This window comes from Erwinia sp. Leaf53 (genome assembly GCF_001422605.1).
Taxonomy (GTDB): Bacteria; Pseudomonadota; Gammaproteobacteria; order Enterobacterales; family Enterobacteriaceae; genus Erwinia.
Genome location: NZ_LMLK01000021.1, coordinates 285763 through 305340 on the forward strand (window position 1 = coordinate 285763; position 19578 = coordinate 305340).

The 19578-nt window shown below is 58.5% G+C and carries 14 protein-coding genes; 4 read left to right on the top strand and 10 right to left on the bottom strand.

Annotated elements, in window-relative coordinates:
• Window position 1: 1 nt before the first annotated feature.
• The 6 genes from ASF13_RS13090 to serC all read right to left on the bottom strand — a co-directional run bounded on the left by ASF13_RS13090 (window position 2) and on the right by serC (window position 8066).
• Window positions 2-2254: a ComEC family protein gene (locus ASF13_RS13090; RefSeq protein WP_056236887.1), complete on the bottom strand. Its 2253-nt coding sequence runs from the start codon at window positions 2252-2254 to the stop codon at window positions 2-4.
• A 267-nt stretch (window positions 2255-2521) separates the two neighbouring features.
• On the bottom strand, window positions 2522-2809 hold the full coding sequence (gene ihfB / locus ASF13_RS13095; RefSeq protein ID WP_056236889.1) for an integration host factor subunit beta: 288 nt from the start codon (window positions 2807-2809) through the stop codon (window positions 2522-2524).
• Between the two features lie 80 nt (window positions 2810-2889).
• Window positions 2890-4563: a 30S ribosomal protein S1 gene (gene rpsA / locus ASF13_RS13100; RefSeq protein WP_056236891.1), complete on the bottom strand. Its 1674-nt coding sequence runs from the start codon at window positions 4561-4563 to the stop codon at window positions 2890-2892.
• 150 nt (window positions 4564-4713) lie between these two features.
• A complete protein-coding gene (gene cmk / locus ASF13_RS13105; RefSeq protein WP_056236893.1) occupies window positions 4714-5397 on the bottom strand; it encodes a (d)CMP kinase in 684 nt (227 codons plus the stop codon).
• A 207-nt stretch (window positions 5398-5604) separates the two neighbouring features.
• Window positions 5605-6888 carry a 3-phosphoshikimate 1-carboxyvinyltransferase gene (aroA, locus tag ASF13_RS13110; protein WP_101505615.1) on the bottom strand — a complete coding sequence of 428 codons (1284 nt, stop codon included), beginning with the start codon at window positions 6886-6888 and terminating at the stop codon, window positions 5605-5607.
• A 92-nt stretch (window positions 6889-6980) separates the two neighbouring features.
• Window positions 6981-8066 (bottom strand): 3-phosphoserine/phosphohydroxythreonine transaminase, encoded by a 1086-nt coding sequence (gene serC / locus ASF13_RS13115; protein WP_056236896.1) that lies wholly within the window; start codon window positions 8064-8066, stop codon window positions 6981-6983.
• Window positions 8067-8374: 308 nt separating this feature from the next.
• On the opposite strand from serC, the gene ycaO reads away from it, so the two are divergent.
• From ycaO to pflA, 4 genes are all read left to right on the top strand, one after another.
• Window positions 8375-10132, top strand: a complete 1758-nt coding sequence (gene ycaO / locus ASF13_RS13120; RefSeq protein ID WP_056237175.1) for a 30S ribosomal protein S12 methylthiotransferase accessory factor YcaO — start codon at window positions 8375-8377, stop codon at window positions 10130-10132.
• A 345-nt stretch (window positions 10133-10477) separates the two neighbouring features.
• Window positions 10478-11347, top strand: coding sequence for a formate transporter FocA (gene focA / locus ASF13_RS13125; RefSeq protein WP_056236897.1), 870 nt, complete (start codon window positions 10478-10480; stop codon window positions 11345-11347).
• Window positions 11348-11415: 68 nt separating this feature from the next.
• Entirely contained in the window at window positions 11416-13698 is a 2283-nt protein-coding gene (gene pflB, locus ASF13_RS13130) for a formate C-acetyltransferase (RefSeq protein WP_056236899.1), read from the top strand.
• A gap of 135 nt (window positions 13699-13833) precedes the next feature.
• Window positions 13834-14574, top strand: a complete 741-nt coding sequence (gene pflA, locus ASF13_RS13135) for a pyruvate formate lyase 1-activating protein (protein WP_056236901.1) — start codon at window positions 13834-13836, stop codon at window positions 14572-14574.
• Between the two features lie 165 nt (window positions 14575-14739).
• Here pflA and ASF13_RS13140 read toward each other — a convergent pair whose 3' ends face one another.
• The 4 genes from ASF13_RS13140 to lolA all read right to left on the bottom strand — a co-directional run bounded on the left by ASF13_RS13140 (window position 14740) and on the right by lolA (window position 19520).
• Complete coding sequence (locus ASF13_RS13140; protein WP_056236902.1) at window positions 14740-15891, bottom strand: MFS transporter; 1152 nt, start codon at window positions 15889-15891, stop codon at window positions 14740-14742.
• Between the two features lie 279 nt (window positions 15892-16170).
• A complete protein-coding gene (gene serS, locus ASF13_RS13145) occupies window positions 16171-17463 on the bottom strand; it encodes a serine--tRNA ligase (RefSeq protein ID WP_056236904.1) in 1293 nt (430 codons plus the stop codon).
• A 94-nt stretch (window positions 17464-17557) separates the two neighbouring features.
• A complete protein-coding gene (locus tag ASF13_RS13150; protein WP_056236905.1) occupies window positions 17558-18901 on the bottom strand; it encodes a replication-associated recombination protein A in 1344 nt (447 codons plus the stop codon).
• A 7-nt stretch (window positions 18902-18908) separates the two neighbouring features.
• Complete coding sequence (lolA, locus tag ASF13_RS13155; protein WP_056236907.1) at window positions 18909-19520, bottom strand: outer membrane lipoprotein chaperone LolA; 612 nt, start codon at window positions 19518-19520, stop codon at window positions 18909-18911.
• Window positions 19521-19578: the final 58 nt, after the last annotated feature.

A 19578-nucleotide genomic window follows, 5' to 3' on the forward strand; every position in this document is an offset into this window, starting at 1 on the left:
ATTAGCGGGTGACGCCAAACCACTGATGGTACCAACGGTTCATTAATTGTTCTCTTAACCCCAGAAGCTGCCAGTAATCTGTAAAAAATCGTGCGCTAAGCTGGCCGGAAAGCGCAGTATCTCGCCAGATGATCTGATTATCCGCATAGCGCCGAATAATCTGTCGCGCAGGCAGCCGCCAGGCGCTGTAACGTGCCGCCGAGGCAATGGCGGCGTCGGGATGGACCGCGCGCAGCAGCGGCGGCGTCGAAGACGTGCGGCTGCCGTGGTGCGGCACCTGCAGCAACGTGGCGGCCAGGCTGCCGCGCTGCCCGGCCACCAGCGCCCGTTCCGCCGGCGCTTCAATGTCGCCGGTCAGCAGAACCCGCCAGCGCCCGTCGCTGACCGTCACCACGCAGGAGCGGTTATTGCCCGTCAGCGCATAGCCGGGCGGCGGCCACAGCACCCTAAAATCGAGGCCCTGCCAGCGCCACGCCAGCCCGCGGTGGCAGGGCCGGTGCCCCGGCAGCCCCAGCGGGCTGCGCACGCTGGCACGGGGAAACGCAGCCTGCACGCTTGCCAGACCGCCGGTATGATCCAGGTGCTCATGGCTGATAATAATCTGGCTCACCGTCAGCCCCTGCCAGCGCAGCCAGGGCAGGATCTGGCTGCGTGCCGCATCCCCGCCAGGCCAGCGGTTGCCGACATCATACAGCGTCGCCTGGCCGTGACGGGAGATCGCTACCGCCAGGCCGTGCCCCACATCGAGCATATCCACCCGCCACTGCGGTTTTACGCTGGCGCTGGCCGCGGCCAATCCCAGCGTCAGGCTCAGCAGGCTGGCCGGTGAACTGCGCCACCAGCCAAAGCGCAGCGCCATCAGCAGCAGCCAGCAGCCAGGACTGTAGATGGCCTGAGCTGCATCCAGCGGCAGCCAGCCGTCGGGCAGTTGCCGTAAAGGCAGAAACACCGCGCTGAGTGAGCGGTCAGCCAGCCACCACAGCGACGTGCTCAGCCAGGGCAGCGGCAGCAGGATCAGCGCCAGCAGGATCAGCGGCACGGTCAGCAGCGAGACCAGCGGCACCGCCCACAGGTTCGCCAGCGGTGCACTGAGGCTGATGCCGTGAAACAGCAATACCTGCAACGGCATCAGCAGCAGCAGCATACCCAGTTGCAGATGCAGTAAGCGCAGCGGCAGCCAGCGTTTTCCGCGCTGAAAACGCCGCGGTAACGGAAAACTGTGATACCACAGCAGCAGCCCACCCACCGCCAGCGCCGAAAGCCACAGGCTGTCGGACAGCAGGCTCAACGGGTCAGACAGCAGAATCACCGCCAGGCACATCAGCCACACCTGCAGCGCGTGGCAGCTGACGCCGCTCAGACGCAGCCCGCTCCAGATCAGCAGCGCCAGCATCGCCCGTAACGCCGGGGGATTACCGCCGGAGAGCCAGCAGTAACCGAGCGCCAGCGCCAGGCTGGTGACCAGCGGCAGGCGGTAGCCAATCCGCCACGCCGGCAAAGCAAACTGAACAAGACGCGACAGCCACCAGCCCAGCCCCGCCGCCAGCGCAATATGCAGCCCGGATATCGCCATCAGATGGGCGGTACCGGTTTCCCGCAGCAGTCGGGTCAGATCGGCGCTGACCTCGGACCGTTCACCAAACGCCAGCGCGCCGAGGGTGCCCTGCCAGGGGAGATGCCCGTAGCGCTCTTTTGCCGCATGGATTATCGCATCCCGCCAGCCGCAGCGCGACTGCAGCACCTGCGCGTCAGTGACCCGGCCGCTCAGCGGCACGCCGTTGGCCAGCGCATAACGCTGCGCGTCAAACCCTCCTTCGTTCAGCCGGGCGTGTACCGGGCGCAGCTTTACCGTCAGCAGCCAGCGCTGACCGGCGCAGAGCGCGGTGCCGGTTTCCGGCAGGCTGAGCATCGCCGAGATCGGCGGAAACAGCAGCCGCCCCTGCTGCCTCAGCAAGCGCACGCGGGCTCGCTGCCCGTCAGGTTGCAGGTTTTCGATCTTCACCTCCACCTGCAGCGGCCGGCGGGTCAGCTGTTCAATCTGTTGCAGCGTGGTACGGCCGGCATTAACCGCCCAAACCGAAGCCAGCAACGCCAGCGCCAGCGGCAGCGCGCCCCTCCGGGGTAAGCCGGCCAACAGTAGTGCCAGACCCAGCGCCAGCAGGTCATAGCGGTAGCCAGGCAGCGAAGGGAGAAAGTTCAGCGGCAGGGTACCGGCAATAATGCAGCCGGCCAGACGGGTGACGGTTAAACGCATAGCTCCTCCCTGATGGCGTCAGGGCAGTGTGCACCAGCCGTCATCAGGGTGCTGCAGGCAGAGGGTGACTTTCAGAACAGACACGCAAATAATTGCTGGCTTTACAGCAAACCCGGCCAGCGGTGTGAAGCACTCTCCAGCGGCGTGGCGCTGCCCGCAGCGGGCTGACACAAACGACAGGCAAAAAAAAACGACACCGAAGTGTCGTTTTATTGGTAATTCGCTCTGTCTGGCCACCTTTACACTCGCGTGCAAAGGAACAGGACATCAGCCGCCGTAGATATTGGCGCGATCGCGCAGCTCTTTACCCGGCTTGAAGTGTGGAACGTATTTACCTTCCAACTCCACTTTGTCGCCCGTTTTCGGGTTACGGCCGGTACGAGGTGCACGATAGTGCAATGAGAAGCTGCCAAATCCCCGGATTTCGATGCGTTCGCCCTGTGACAACGTGGTTGCCATATGCTCCAGCATCTCTTTTACCGCATCCTCAACGACTTTCGCCGGAATATGAGAGTGCTGGCCAGCAAGTCTTTCAATCAGTTCTGACTTGGTCATAAAACCTCCGGTTAATCCGCTAGGAATAGTTCTGACAGATAACGACGGTACAGGGCAGCCTGAGCTGCCCTGAAGAACGATTACTCGCCTTTAGCTGCTTTGAAAGCTTCAGCCATTGCGTTAGAGAAGTTGCCTTCTTCCGGTTTGGTGTTAACCGTTGCAATTGCTTCTTTCTCGTCAGCCTGGTCTTTAGCACGAACAGACAGGCTTACAACGCGGTTTTTACGGTCAACGCCGGTGAACTTAGCTTCAACATCGTCGCCAACATTCAGAACCAGAGTTGCGTCTTCAACGCGGTCGATTGAAGCTTCAGAAGCGCGCAGGTAACCTTCAACGCCGTCTGCCAGTTCAACTGTAGCACCTTTAGCGTCAACTGCAGTCACTTTACCGTTAACAATGGCACCTTTCTTGTTCAGAGAGATGTAGTTGTTGAACGGATCTTCTGCCAGCTGCTTAACGCCCAGGGAGATACGCTCGCGCTCTGCGTCAACCTGCAGAACCACAGCAGCGATTTCGTCGCCTTTCTTGTATTCACGCACGGCTTCTTCGCCGGTCGCGTTCCAGGAGATGTCAGACAGGTGTACCAGGCCGTCGATGCCGCCGTCCAGGCCGATGAAGATACCGAAGTCAGTGATAGACTTGATTTTACCTTCAACGCGGTCGCCCTTGTTGTGGGTTTCTGCGAACAGCTGCCATGGGTTAGATTTGCACTGCTTCAGACCCAGGGAGATACGACGACGTTCTTCGTCGATGTCCAGAACCATAACTTCAACCACATCGCCCACGTTAACAACTTTAGATGGGTGGATGTTTTTGTTGGTCCAGTCCATTTCAGACACGTGTACCAGGCCTTCAACGCCTTCTTCGATTTCAACGAAGCAGCCGTAGTCGGTCAGGTTGGTCACGCGGCCGGTCAGGCGGGTGCCTTCCGGATAACGCTTAGCGATAGCGACCCAAGGATCTTCGCCCAGCTGCTTCAGACCCAGAGATACACGGGTACGCTCGCGGTCGAATTTCAGCACTTTCACGTTGATTTCGTCGCCAACATTGACGATTTCGCTTGGGTGCTTAACGCGCTTCCAGGCCATGTCAGTGATGTGCAGCAGGCCGTCAACGCCGCCCAGATCAACGAATGCACCGTAGTCAGTGAGGTTCTTAACGATACCTTTAACTTCCATGCCTTCCTGCAGGTTTTCCAGCAGCTGATCGCGCTCTGCGCTGTTCTCGGATTCGATAACCGCACGACGTGAAACCACCACGTTGTTGCGTTTCTGGTCCAGCTTGATCACTTTGAATTCAAGCTCTTTGCCTTCCAGGTGCAGCGTGTCGCGCACCGGACGAACATCAACCAGTGAACCTGGCAGGAACGCACGAATACCGTTCAGCTCAACTGTGAAGCCACCTTTGACTTTGCCGTTGATGATACCGGTAACAGTTTCAGCGTCTTCGTAAGCTTTTTCCAGCGTGATCCAAGCTTCGTGACGTTTAGCTTTCTCACGGGACAGCAGGGTTTCACCGAAGCCGTCTTCTACCGCATCCAGCGCAACGTCAACTTCGTCACCTACCTGGATTTCCAGCTCGCCGGCTGCGTTCTTGAACTGCTCTGCAGGAATTGCAGATTCAGATTTCAGACCCGCATCAACCAGAACTACGTCTTTGTCGATAGAGACAACAACGCCACGAACGATGGAACCCGGACGGGTTTCGATTGTTTTTAAGGATTCTTCAAATAGTTGAGCAAAAGATTCAGTCATATTGATAATCTTCAGGATTCTTCAATTTAACGTCCACCTGACGTCCTGACGGGTGGGGTTGTTTCACATGCCCGATGATGTCCATATCACAGGGTTAGATAAATTCTGAGAGCCAACGCTCATTTTAACGCCGGGTCAAAGACCCGAAAATCACGCCAGCGCGAGTTTTTCGCGCGCATATTTTAGCGCAATTTCGATGACCTGCTCAATAGACATTGTAGTCGAATCAAGCACTAAGGCATCGTTTGCCGGGACTAACGGGGCAATCGCACGATTGCGGTCACGATCGTCACGCTCTTTTATCTCGGATAAAAGGCGCTCAAAGTTAACACTAAAGCCCTTATCCTGCAACTGTAGCATACGGCGATGCGCACGCTCTTCGGCGCTGGCATCAAGGAAAATTTTCACCGGCGCATCGGGAAATACCACCGTGCCCATATCACGCCCGTCGGCAATCAGCCCCGGCAGTTCGCGGAAACCGCGCTGGCGGCGTAGCAGCGCCTCACGGACGCGGGGAAACGCGGCCACTTTAGAGGCGGTGTTGCTGACGTCCTGGGTGCGGATCTCATTCGACACGTCTTCCCCTTCGAGGATCACAGCCATCTCGCCGTCGGTGGCCACAAAGCGCACGTCCAGATGTGCCGCAATCGGGGCCAGCGCTTCTTCAGAAGTGATATCTACCTGATGGTGTAATGCAGCCAGCGCCAGTACCCGGTAGATTGCGCCGGAGTCCAACAGGTGCCACTGTAACGCTTCGGCCATCGATTTACACAATGTCCCTTTCCCTGCGCCACTTGGGCCATCGATGGTGATCACTGGGGCTAATGCCGTCATCTCGTTCTCCTGTTGGTTGATTGCCTGCGGGCCGGTGCCGGACAAATATCGTGGCGTATTATACTCCGCTACATCGGCGATGGTTATACTTTTAACTGATGGCTACAGGAAATTAGTCTGTATATAGCAAGAAAGAGAGCGGTATGGCGAGGTGACAGAAAAAAAAGGAGCATTTTCCGCCGTACCTGAATACGGCGGAAGGTTCTCTTAGGCCAGTGTGCTAATCCGGGCTAACTGTTCAAAGTAGTCCGGGAACGTTTTAGCGGTGCATTTCGGGTCAAGGATGGTGACCGGCGTGGCGGAAAGCGCCACCAGCGAGAAGCACATCGCCATACGGTGGTCGTCATAGGTGGCAATCTCAGCGAACGCGATCGACGCCGGCGGCGTGATACGAATGTAGTCGTGCCCCTCTTCCACCTCGGCACCTACTTTGCGCAGTTCGGTGGCCATCGCCGCAAGGCGATCGGTCTCCTTCACGCGCCAGTTGTAGATGTTGCGCATCACCGTGGTGCCGGTGGCAAACAGCGCTGCGGTGGCAATGGTCATCGCCGCATCCGGGATATGGTTCATATCCAGATCGACGGCGTTGAGTTCACCGCGCGTACAGGCAATAAAGTCATCGCCCCACTCGATGCTGGCGCCCATTTTTTCCAGCACGTCGGCAAAGCGAATATCGCCCTGAATACTGTTACGGCCAATCCCGGTCACTTTCACCGTACCGCCTTTGATGGCCGCAGCCGCCAGGAAGTAGGAGGCCGACGATGCATCGCCTTCCACCAGATAGTCGCCGGGTGCCTGATAGTGCTGCTGCCCGCGAATGATGAAGGCGCTGTAGTTATCGTTCTCAACCTGCACGCCAAAGGCGGCCATCAGGTTCAGCGTAATATCGATATAGGGCTTAGAGACCAGCTCGCCCTTGATCGCGATGCGCGTATCGTTGGTGGCCAGCGGTGCCGTCATCAGCAGCGCGGTCAGGAACTGGCTGGAAACGCTGCCGTCAACGGTGACGTCGCCGCCGCTAAAGCCGCCCTTCAGGCGCAGCGGCGGGTAATCCGTCTGCTCCAGATAGTCAATCTGCGCGCCGCCCTGACGCAGGGCGTCAACCAGGTGGCCAATCGGCCGCTCTTTCATACGCGGTTCGCCGGTCAGCACAATATCATTGCCGCCGAGGCACAGCGCCGCCGCCAGCGGGCGCATCGCGGTACCGGCGTTACCGAGGAACAGCTCAAGCGCGCCGTCGGCCTGCAGCGCTCCGCCCTGACCGGTGACGTCACAGACGGTACGATCGTCAGACAACCGGTACTTAACGCCCAGCAGCTGCAGCGCGTTGAGCATGTGGCGCACGTCGTCGCTGTCCAGCAGGTTGGTCAGACGGGTGGTCCCCCTGGCCAGCGCAGCCAGCAGCAGAGCGCGGTTAGAAACGCTCTTGGAGCCGGGAAGATTAACGGTGCCGTTGACCAGCGCGATAGGTTGTAACGTCAGGGATTCCAGCATGTGAAACGTGTTCTCCAAAATAATTACGGTGAAACCCCGCAAGGCTGCGGGGTTTCAGGTTTACAGCGTAAGACCGTGCGGCGGGCACCTTAGCCGTGGCGACGCTCAAAGTCGATCATAAAATCGGTCAGCGTCTTCACGCCGGCCAGCGGCATCGCGTTGTAGATCGAAGCACGCATGCCGCCGACCACGCGGTGGCCCTTCAGCGCGTGCAGGCCCGCCGCCAGCGACTCATCGAGGAACAGGTTGTCCAGCCCGGCATCCGCCAGCTGGAACGGCACGTTCATCCGCGAACGGTTGGCATCGGCCACGTCGTTACGGTAGAAGTCGCTGTTATCAATGGTGCTGTACAGCAGGTCAGATTTAGCCTGATTGCGTTTATCAATCTCCGCAACGCCGCCCTGCTCTTTCAGCCACTTGAACACCAGGCCAGAGAGATACCAGGCATAGGTTGGTGGCGTGTTGAACATTGAGTCGTTGTCAGCCAGCACTTTGTAATCAAGGATTGAAGGCAGCTCTTTACGCGCGCGGCCCAGCAGATCCTCACGCACCACCACCAGCGTCAGGCCGGCCGGGCCAATATTCTTCTGCGCACCGGCGTACAGTACGCCATAGCGGCTGACATCCAGCGGGGTAGACAGAATGGTTGATGAGAGATCGGCAACCACCAGCTTGTCGCCGAAATCTGGCGTCTCGTGGATGGCGATGCCGTCAATGGTCTCATTCGGGCAGAAGTGAACGTAGGCGGCGTCGTCAGACAGCGCCCACTGGCTCATCGGGGTAATAGCGCGCTTACCGTCAACGGTGGTTTTGGCATCAATCACGTTCGGCGTGCAGTACTTCTGCGCCTCTTTCACCGCGCTGGAAGCCCAGTAGCCACCATCGATATAATCTGCGGTGGCGTGGTTACCCAGCAGATTCAACGGAATTGCCGCAAACTGTGCGCGCGCACCGCCGTGGCAGAACAGAACCTTGTAGTTGGAGGGGATCTTCAGCAGATCGCGAAAATCCTGTTCAGCCTCTTCGGCAACCCGGATGAACTCCTTGCTGCGGTGGCTGATCTCCATAACGGAGGTCCCTAACCCCTGCCAGTTGCAGAGTTCCTGTTCCGCGCGACGCAGCACTTCTACCGGCAGCATTGCCGGGCCGGAGCTAAAATTGAAAACCTGACTCATTTCCCCTCACCACTCTCTGACAATCGGTTTTGATTTCTCTATCGGTTTTATCATTGCCACCCGGTTGCTGCAACGATTTATCCGCCCGGCGATGCGGTTTACAATGCTGTGCCGCAACAGGTTGTAGGGCAAATGAAACACAACACGATATTTTGTGAGGCGTTTTCCGAATCAGGAATCAGACCTGTTACGCGGGGTGGCAAAAAGGGCATTCTGCAGCAGATGAAATTTGGGTGCCCGGATAGCGATTGTCATGGAAAACCCGTATCATTGCGCGCTTTACGCACAACACAAAACAAGTGGGCTACATGACTCAAACTTACATTCCGGGCAAAGACGCCGCGCTGGAAGACTCCATCGCACGCTTTCAGCAAAAACTGCAGGATCTGGGCTTCAATATCGAAGAAGCCTCCTGGCTGAATCCGGTCCCTAACGTCTGGTCAGTGCATATTCGCGACCGCGACTGCCCACTCTGTTTTACCAATGGTAAAGGCGCCAGCAAAAAGGCCGCGCTGGCGTCCGCGCTGGGCGAATATTTTGAACGCCTGTCGACCAACTACTTCTTTGCCGACTTCTGGTTAGGTAATCAAATCGCCGGCGGCGACTTCGTCCATTACCCTAACGAGAAGTGGTTCCCGCTGCCGGAAGATGACCGGCTGCCGGAAGGTATCCTTGATGCACGCCTGCGTAAATTCTACGATCCGGAAAACGAACTGAGCGCCAGCGATCTGATCGACCTGCAGTCCGGTAACGCCACCCGTGGCATCTGCGGCCTGCCGTTCAGCCGTCAGTCCGACCAGCAGACCGTCTATATTCCGATGAACATCGTCGGCAACCTGTACGTTTCTAACGGCATGTCTGCCGGGAACACCCGCAACGAAGCGCGCGTACAGGGTCTGTCCGAGGTGTTCGAACGCCATATCAAGAACAAGATCATTGCCGAGTCGATCAGCCTGCCGCTGATCCCGCAGGAGGTGCTGAACCGCTATCCGGGCGTGGTGGAAGCCATCAACACCCTCGAAGCGGAAGGATTCCCGATCTTCTCTTACGACGCCTCGCTGGGCGGCAACTACCCGGTGATCTGCGTGGTGCTGTTCAACCCGGCTAACGGCACCTGCTTCGCCTCCTTCGGCGCGCACCCGGACTTTGGCGTGGCGCTGGAGCGTACCGTCACCGAACTGCTGCAGGGCCGTGGCCTGAAGGATCTGGACGTGTTTACCCCGCCAACCTTCGACGACGAAGAAGTGGCCGAGCACGCTAACCTGGAAACCCACTTTATCGACTCAAGCGGCCTGATCTCCTGGGATATGTTCAAGGACGATGCGGACTATGAGTTCGCTGACTGGAGCTTCAAAGGTACCACCGAAGAAGAGTTCGCTACCCTGATGGCGATCTTTACGGCGGAAGACCAGGAAGTCTACATTGCCGACTACGAACATCTTGACGTGTACGCCTGCCGCATCATCGTGCCGGGTATGTCAGACATCTACCCTGCCGAAGACCTGCTGCTGGCCAATAACAGCATGGGCGCGTACCTGCGTGACACCCTGCTGAGCCTGCCGGCCAGCGAGTGGGAAAAAGAAGAGTACCTGGCGCTGCTGGAGCAGCTGGACGAAGACGGCCACGACGACTTCACCCGCGTGCGCGAGCTGCTGGGCCTGGCGACCGGTAAGGATAACGGCTGGTACACCCTGCGCATCGGCGAGCTGAAGGCGATGCTGGCGCTGGCCGCCGGCGACCTGGAACAGGCGCTGATCTGGACCGAGTGGACGATGGAGTTCAACCAGTCGATCTTCTCTGCCGAGCGTGCCAACTACTACCGCTGCCTGCAGACCCTGCTGCTGCTCAGCCAGGAAGAAGGACGTGACCCGCTGCAGTACCATACGGCATTCGTGCGTATGTACGGCCAGGACGCCGTGGACGCGGCCTCTGCCGCAATCAGCGGTGAAGCACCGTTCTACGGCCTGCAGAGCGTGGACAGCGACCTGCAGGCTTTCCCGGCGCACCAGTCGCTGCTGGCAGCCTATGAAAAGTTACAGGCCGCTAAACGCCGTTTCTGGAAATAAGCACGCTAAGCGCACCCGACTGCGCGGTTCGCCTTAACGGGTCACCGTGTTAAAGCGGTAAATAACAGGTAACAGCTTTGTGTTGTTACCTGTTTTTTTTTACCTTCAGGCTTTATTGCCCACTTGTCATTAACATTTACGACGTTGTACCACACCGGCAAACACAATTTATTTTGATATATTAAAAAATATTTATTTCATATAAATCATACATATATTCGCTTTTCAGCGTTACCTGAATCGTAATTAATCCATTCACAATCCCGAGATATGATCCAAATCAAGTCTGTAAAAGGAGGGGCTTGTTACAATTTTCTCGCTGACACTTTTTAGGAGTATGTGAGTGTGAAAACGGTCACTCCTTTTGAACTATTATTACCTGCTGAGATGGCGAAAGTTGCCGAAGATGCAGGGGTATATAAAGCCACCAAAGCGCCTTTCACCACGTTCTTCCTCGCCATCACCGCGGGCGTTTTTATCTCCATCGCCTTTGCGTTTTACATCACCGCCACCACCGGCAGCGGCGCGCTGCCCTGGGGCATGGCCAAACTGGTCGGCGGCGTCTGCTTCTCGCTGGGGCTGATGCTGGTGGTGGTCTGCGGTGCTGACCTGTTCACCTCTACCGTGCTGATCGTGGTGGCGAAAGCCAGCGGTCGCATCAGCTGGGGGCAGCTGGCCCGCAACTGGCTGACCGTTTACATCGGTAACTTCGTCGGCGCGATTTTCTTTGTGGCGCTGATCTGGCTGGCCGGCCAGCATATGGCGGCCAGCGGTGCCTGGGGGCTGAACGTGCTGCAGACCGCCGACCACAAAATGCACCACACGTTTATTGAAGCCACCAGCCTCGGCATTCTTGCCAACCTGATGGTCTGTATGGCGGTGTGGATGAGCTACTCCGGGCGTACCCTGCTGGATAAAATGTTCGCCATGGTGCTGCCGGTAGCGATGTTTGTCGCCAGCGGTTTTGAGCACAGCATCGCAAATATGTTCCTGATCCCGCTGGCCATCGTCATCCGCGACTTCGCGTCGCCGGAGTTCTGGCAGGCCACCGGCGCCACGGCCGCACAGTTTTCTCATCTTTCCGTTAGCGACTTTATTAGCGACAACCTGATCCCCGTGACGCTGGGCAACATCATCGGCGGCGGTTTGCTGGTCGGGCTGACCTACTGGGTCATTTACTTACGCGACGACCGCAGCCACAGCGGCCACGACTGAACGGGCGGACGCCGGGCGTTGTTCCCGGCCCCCACCACCGAATTTCACGAAAATAAGGCAGGTATCAGATGACCGATCGTAATCAAACACTGGCAAACGCCTGGGAAAGTTTCGCTGCAGGTGAATGGCAGAACAGCATCAACGTCCGCGACTTCATTCAGAAAAACTACACCCCGTATGAAGGCGACGAGGCTTTCCTTACCGGTGCCACTGCCGCGACCACCGCGCTGTGGGACAAAGTGATGGAAGGGATAAAGCAGGAAAACCGCACCCATGCGCCGGTGGACTTTGATACCGACCTCGCGTCCAGCATCACCTCACACGACGCCGGCTACATCAATAAAGGGCTGGAAAAAATCGTCGGCCTGCAGACCGAAGCACCGCTGAAACGCGCAATTATTCCGTTCGGCGGCATCAAAATGGTCGAGGGTTCCTGTAAGGTTTACGGTCGCGAGCTGGACCCGGCGCTGAAAAAAATCTTCACCGACTACCGCAAAACCCACAACCAGGGCGTGTTCGACGTCTATACCCCGGACATCCTGCGCTGCCGTAAGTCCGGCGTGTTAACCGGCCTGCCGGATGCCTATGGCCGTGGCCGCATCATCGGCGACTATCGCCGCGTGGCGCTGTACGGTATCGACCTGCTGATGAAAGACAAGTTTGCCCAGTTCACCTCACTGCAGGCGGATATGGAAAACGGCGTTAACCTGGAAGCAACCATCCGCCTGCGGGAAGAGATTGCTGACCAGCACCACGCGCTGCAGCAGATCAAAGAGATGGCCGCCAAATATGGCTGCGATATCTCCGGCCCGGCCACCAGCGCGGCAGAAGCCGTCCAGTGGACCTACTTCGGCTATCTGGCCGCGGTGAAATCACAAAACGGCGCGGCGATGTCCTTCGGCCGTGTCTCCACCTTCCTCGATATCTATTTCGAGCGCGACCTGAAGGCCGGTAAAATCACCGAGTCCGATGCGCAGGAGCTGATCGACCATCTGGTAATGAAGCTGCGTATGGTGCGCTTCCTGCGTACGCCGGAGTACGATGAACTGTTCTCAGGCGACCCGATCTGGGCCACCGAATCGCTGGGTGGTATGGGCGTGGATGGCCGTACGCTGGTAACCAAAAACACCTTCCGCTTCCTCAACACGCTGTACACCATGGGGCCGTCACCGGAGCCAAACATGACCATTCTGTGGTCAGAACAGCTGCCGTCAGACTTCAAAAAATATGCGGCGAAGGTCTCAATTGATACTTCATCGCTGCAGTACGAAAATGACGACCTGATGCGCCCGGACTTCGATAACGACGACTACGCCATCGCCTGCTGCGTCAGCCCGATGATCGTCGGCAAACAGATGCAGTTCTTCGGCGCCCGCGCCAACCTGGCAAAAACCATGCTGTACGCCATCAACGGCGGCATGGATGAGAAGCTGAAAATGCAGGTCGGCCCGAAAGAAGCGCCGATGACCGATGCGGTGCTGGACTACGATAAAGTCATGGGCCGCCTGGATCACTTTATGGACTGGCTGGCAAAACAGTACGTCACCGCGCTGAACGTCATCCACTACATGCACGACAAGTACAGCTATGAAGCTTCGCTGATGGCGCTGCATGACCGTGACGTCTATCGCACCATGGCCTGCGGTATCGCCGGACTGTCGGTGGCCGCCGACTCCCTCTCCGCGATTAAGTATGCCAGAGTGTCGCCGGTACGTGATGAAGATGGTCTGGCCATCGACTTCAACATTGAGGGTGAGTACCCGCAGTTTGGTAACAACGACGCACGGGTGGACGATATCGCCTGCGACCTGGTCGAGCGCTTTATGAAGAAAATTCAGCAGCTGCAGACCTACCGCAACGCGGTGCCGACCCAGTCGGTGCTGACCATCACCTCCAACGTGGTGTACGGCAAAAAAACCGGTAATACCCCGGACGGACGCCGGGCAGGCGCGCCGTTCGGACCGGGTGCTAACCCGATGCACGGCCGCGATCAGAAAGGTGCGGTGGCCTCGCTGACCTCAGTGGCGAAACTGCCGTTTGCCTATGCGAAGGATGGTATCTCTTACACCTTCTCAATCGTACCGAATGCGTTGGGTAAAAACGACGACGTGCGCAAAGCTAACCTCGCCGGGCTGATGGATGGTTACTTCCACCATGAAGCCGGTCTGGAAGGCGGCCAGCACCTCAACGTCAACGTGATGAACCGCGAGATGCTGCTGGAAGCGATGAACGATCCGGAAAAATATCCGCAGCTGACCATCCGCGTCTCCGGCTACGCGGTGCGCTTTAACTCGCTGACCAAAGAGCAGCAGCAGGATGTGATTACCCGTACCTTTACCCAGAGCCTGTAAGCTTTGCCGCCGGCCCCACCGGGGCCGGTTTTTTACCAGCCTTTTTTGCCCGCCCTCTGCCATAGCGCAGGCGGCGCGCAAAACAGACTTAACGTAGCGCGGCGACAGACCGCGCCAACCAGGAGAACCCATCGCATGTCACTCACCGGTCGTATTCACTCTTTTGAATCCTGTGGCACCGTAGACGGGCCCGGCATCCGCTTTATCACCTTCTTCCAGGGCTGCCTGATGCGCTGCCTCTACTGCCACAACCGCGACACCTGGGACACCCACGGCGGCAGCGAAATCACCGTTGAGGCGCTGATGCAGGATGTGGTCTCCTATCGTCACTACATGAACGCCTCTGGCGGCGGTGTCACCGCTTCGGGTGGCGAAGCGATCCTGCAGGCGGAGTTTGTGCGTGACTGGTTCCGCGCCTGCAAGGCCGAAGGGATCCACACCTGTCTCGACACCAACGGCTTTGTGCGCCGCTATGACCCGGTAATCGATGAACTGCTCGACGTTACCGACCTGGTGATGCTCGATCTGAAACAGATCAACGATGATGTACACCAGGTGCTGGTTGGCGTGCCCAACCACCGCACGCTCGACTTTGCCCGTTATCTGGCCAAGCGCAATATCCGCACCTGGATCCGCTACGTGGTGGTGCCGGGCTACACGGATGACGACGACTCCGCCCACCGGCTGGGTGCCTTTACCCGCGATATGGGCAACGTAGAGAAGATCGAGCTGCTGCCCTATCACGAACTGGGCAAACATAAATGGGAGGCGATGGGCGAGGAGTACCAGCTGGACGGCGTACATCCACCGAAAAAAGAGACCATGGAACGCGTTAAAAGCATTCTGGAAGGCTACGGTCACCAGGTGATGTACTGAACCCTGAGCCGGCGATATGCCATGCGGATGGCAGAAGCGAGCCGGATATGGGCGATCGCCGGTAAACCATCAGCAGAGTTACCGGCACAGAGTCTGAACAGGGCGCGGCGCTGGCCGCCCCTGACCGACGCGGGAGAGGCTGCCATAAGGGCGGCCTCTGTTCGATCAGGCGTGGGCCACCGGCGTGGCGTGGTGATCGGCCTTGCGCAGCAGCATCAGCAGATAGACCAGCGCGACGCCGGCAATCATCACAAACAGCAGGCGGTCAGAGTAGTGCTGCATCAGCATTGAGGTCATGGTCGGGCCCGCCAGGCTGCCGACGGTATAGCTGAGCAGCAGCGCCTGGTTCATCGCCACCAGCTCGTGCTGGGGGACTTTTTCACAGGCCCAGGCCATCGCCACCGGGTAGAGCGTAAAGCCCGCCAGCCCCAGCACGAACAGCGCCGGTGCCATCGCGGTGCCGCCGAGCATCGCCATCGCGCCAAGGATAATGCCAAACACCTGTACCCGCAGCACCAGCAGGCGGCCATAGCGGTCTGCCAGGCGACCTACCGGCCACTGCCCAATAATGCCGGCGCTGACCAGCAGCGCCATCCAGTAACCGACGCTGGCGTCACCGATGCCCTGATGAGACAGGTACAGCGGCATCAGGCCATACAGCGACCCCAGCACGATGCCGGAGATAATGCAGCCGTTGATGCCCAGCCGGGCGCTGCGCAGGCGCAGCATCGACAACATCCGCCCCGCCGGGGCCTCCTCCCCCGCCATCTGCGCCGTCACCCGGCAGAACACCAGCGGCAGGATAGCGGTGAGGATCAGCGTGGTGATCCACGGCAGCACCTGCAGCAGCGCGGTGGATCCGCCGCTGACCAGCAGTTGTCCGAGCACGGTGGCGATGTAATACACGATCATATAGGCCGCCAGCAGACGCCCGCGGTTGCGCACGGTGCCGTTCGACATCAGCGCGCTCTCCACCACCACCCAGATCAGCGCACAGCCGATACCGGCGATAAAGCGCCACAGGGTCCAGCTCCAGAAGCCGGTGCCCAGCCCGAGCATCACCGTGGCAACCGCAAAGATCAGCGACGCGAGGTAATAGCTGCGGTTGAAGCCGTAACGCTTAATCACCCAGCCGGCCACCAGCGTGCCGAGCAGATTTCCCGTGTAATAAGACGAACCCACCATGCCAATTTGCCAGGTCGGCAGCGCGTCGTGGCTCAGCCACAGGGGAACGAGGGTATTGAGCACGGCAATAGCAACCGTCAGCAGCAGCAGGCCGCTGAGCAGCACCACAACGGGACGCGACCAGATGGACATAGTAGTGAAAAACCAAAAAGGGGGTAGGATTTTGCGCGCATCATGCCACCGCGCCGGGGTTTGGAGAAGCACAAAAAACGTGGATTAGCACGATTTGTATATCAATGATTTAATTTACTTATTAACAGTTAGTTAGATAACGCAATTGGCGATTTTACGAGAAATTATCTCATTGAATTTGCTGTTAAATTGTTCCTGAAGACGATTAAAGTCGATGACCATTTTTTCTCAAACTACAGATAAAAAAAACCCGCCGGGCGGCGGGTTTGTCTGGCTGGCTTAACCGATAAACTCGAGCCCTTTCATATACGGCCGCAGCACTTCCGGCACTTCGATACGGCCGTCAGCCTGCTGGTAGTTCTCCAGTACCGCCACCAGGGTGCGGCCCACCGCCAGGCCGGAGCCGTTCAGGGTGTGCACCAGGCGGGTTTTGCTCTCGCCTTTTGGACGGCAGCGCGCTTTCATGCGGCGCGCCTGGAAATCACCCATGTTCGAGCACGAGGAGATTTCACGGTAAGTATCCTGCGCCGGCAGCCACACTTCCAGATCGTAGGTTTTGTGTGAGCCAAAGCCCATATCACCGGTACACAGCAGCACCTTGCGGTACGGCAGGTTGAGCAGCTGCAGCACTTTCTCAGCGTGGCCGACCAGCTCTTCCAGCGCGTCCATCGAGTCTTCCGGACGGGTAATATGCACCATTTCAACTTTATCGAACTGGTGCATACGGATCAGGCCACGGGTATCACGACCGTAGGCACCGGCTTCAGAACGGAAGCACGGCGTGTGTGCGGTCATCTTAAGCGGCAGCGACTCTTCTTCGAGGATCTCGTCACGCACCAGGTTAGTCAGCGGCACTTCCGACGTCGGGATCAGCGCATAGTTGCTGCTGCCAGCTTCTTCATCGAGCGGACGGGTATGGAACAGGTCTTCACCAAACTTCGGCAGCTGGCCGGTACCGTACAGGCTGGCGTGGTTCACCAGGTAAGGGACGTAGGTTTCCTGATAGCCGTGCTGTTCGGTGTGCAGATCGAGCATAAACTGGCTCAGCGCACGGTGCATCAGCGCAATCTGTCCGCGCATCACGATAAAGCGTGAACCGGTCAGCTTTACCGCAGCGGCAAAATCGAGGCCGGCAGCCATTTCGCCGAGCTCAACGTGGTCACGCACGGCAAAATCGAATGTGCGCGGCTCACCCCAGCGGCCGATCTCCTGGTTCTCGCTGTCGTCTTTACCGAACGGCACCACGTCAGCAGGAATGTTTGGGATCGCCAGGGCCATCTCGTTAATCTTCGTCAGCAGCTCATCCAGCTCCACTTTGGCCGCATCCAGGCGTTCGCCCAGCAGATTAACTTCCTGACGCAGCGGCTCAATATCTTCCCCGCGCGCTTTCGCCTGACCGATGGATTTGGATCGGGAGTTACGCTCTGCCTGCAGATTTTCGGTTTCTACCTGCAACACCTTGCGGCGCTCTTCGTGTGCGCGCAGTGTGTCAACGTCCAGTTTGTAGCCCCGGCGTGCCAGTTGTTCAGCAACGGCCTCTGGCTCATTACGTAGCAGATTGGGATCGAGCATGCTTGTCCTGTGCTTGTTATGATTGATAAAAAGAGGGGACGCACCCGAGTTCGGCTGCGTTGAATTCACTGCTAACCTTACCGCAACGCCCCTGTCAGCGGTAGCGTTTTGTCGGGCTAATTTGATCCTGCTCAGCCAGCCAGGCGAGCTTTTCGCCGATCTTGCCTTCCAGGCCACGGGAAACCGGACGATAGTAGCGGGTCTGCGCCATCTGCGGCGGGAAGTAGTCCTCGCCGGCGGCGTAGGCGTTCGGCTCATCGTGAGCGTAACGGTACTCCGCGCCCAGCCCCATCTCCTTCATCAGTCTGGTCGGTGCGTTGCGCAGATGCTCCGGCACGTCATAGTCCGGGTTATCGCGCGCGTCACGCATCGCCGCTTTGAAGGCGGTATAGACGGCGTTACTTTTCGGCGCACAGGCGAGATAGACGATCGCCTGAGCGATGGCGCGCTCGCCTTCGGCCGGGCCGACGCGGGTGAAACAGTCCCAGGCGGCAATCGCCACCTGCATGCCGCGCGGGTCGGCGTTACCGACGTCTTCCGAGGCGATGGCCAGCAGCCGGCGGGCAACGTACAGCGGATCGCCACCGGCGGTGATAATACGCGCATACCAGTAAAGCGCCGCGTCCGGTGACGAGCCGCGCACCGACTTATGCAGCGCGGAGATCAGATCGTAAAAGCGGTCGCCTTTATTATCAAAGCGCGCGCTACGTTCACCGGAGACTTCGTTCAACAGCTGCGGGGTCAGCTCGCGCTGCGCGGCCGTATTGACTTCGGCCATATCGGCCATCATTTCCAGCGTATTCAGCGCCCGCCGCGCGTCGCCGTTGACCAGCTCGGCAATCATATCGCGGGTCTTCGCCGGCAGCACCACGTTGTCATTGCCGTAGCCGCGCTCTGCATCCTGCATCGCCTGGTCCAGCACCACGGCAATATCTTCGGCGGTAAGGGATTTCAGCAGATAGACGCGGGCGCGGGAGAGCAGCGCCGAATTGAGCTCAAAGGAGGGATTTTCAGTGGTGGCACCGATAAAGGTGATGGTGCCATCTTCAATATGCGGCAGAAACGCATCCTGCTGGCTTTTATTGAAGCGGTGCACCTCATCCACGAACAGGATGGTGCGGCGGCCGGCGTTACGGCTCTGCCGCGCCCGCTCGATCGCTTCGCGGATCTCTTTTACACCCGAGGTGACGGCGGAAATACGCTCAACGTCCGCCTGGCCGTAGTGGCCGATAATTTCGGCCAGCGTGGTTTTCCCTGTCCCCGGCGGCCCCCACAGGATCATCGAATGCAGATGGCCCGCTTCAATCGCCCGCGGCAGCGGTTTACCCGCCGCCAGCAGGTGCTGCTGACCGATGTACTCCGCCAGCGTGCGTGGCCGCATGCGCGCGGCCAGCGGCTGGAATTCGTTGCGGGAAAAATCGAGGGACAGGTTACTCACGCAGACCTCACTGACGCTGATCGTCCAGCGTCACGCCTTTTGGCGGGGTAAATTTAAATTTATCCGCACTCACCGTGCCGTTCTGCTGGCTTTTCAACGCATAGCTGCTGCGCTGGCCGTCCTGCTCTACCGCGCTGAACTGGTTGATGGTGCCGTTCGGTGACACATTGATGTTGAACTGTTTCAGATTGCCGTCCGGTGACTTCGGCGTCAGGGAGAAGCTGTCGCCCTGCTGCGAAACGTTATACTGCTTCCAGTCGCTGGCCTGGTTACGGGCAATCAGCATAAACGGCGTGTTGCCGGTGGCGTCTTTCAGCCAGCTGGCGCTGACCTGCTCAACAAACGGGTTGTAGAACCACAGGGTTTTCCCGTCTGAGATCAGCACGCTTTCATCCGGTGCGGTCATATGCCAGTTGAACAGGTTCGGACGCTGCACCCACATTTCGCCTTCGCCATCCTGTACCGAGGCACCACCGCCGTCGGTCACCTTCTGGCTGAAGGTGGCGTGGAAGCTCTTCACCTTGTCCAGACGCTGCTGCAGATCGCTGGAAGCATCGGCCAGCACGCCAGCCGAGGTAAATGCCGCCAGCAGGCAGCAGGAAACGATCAATTTTTTCATTACGGCATCCTTATTGAAACTCGTGCATCCCGTAGCGGGTAAGCGTGACGGGGATAAC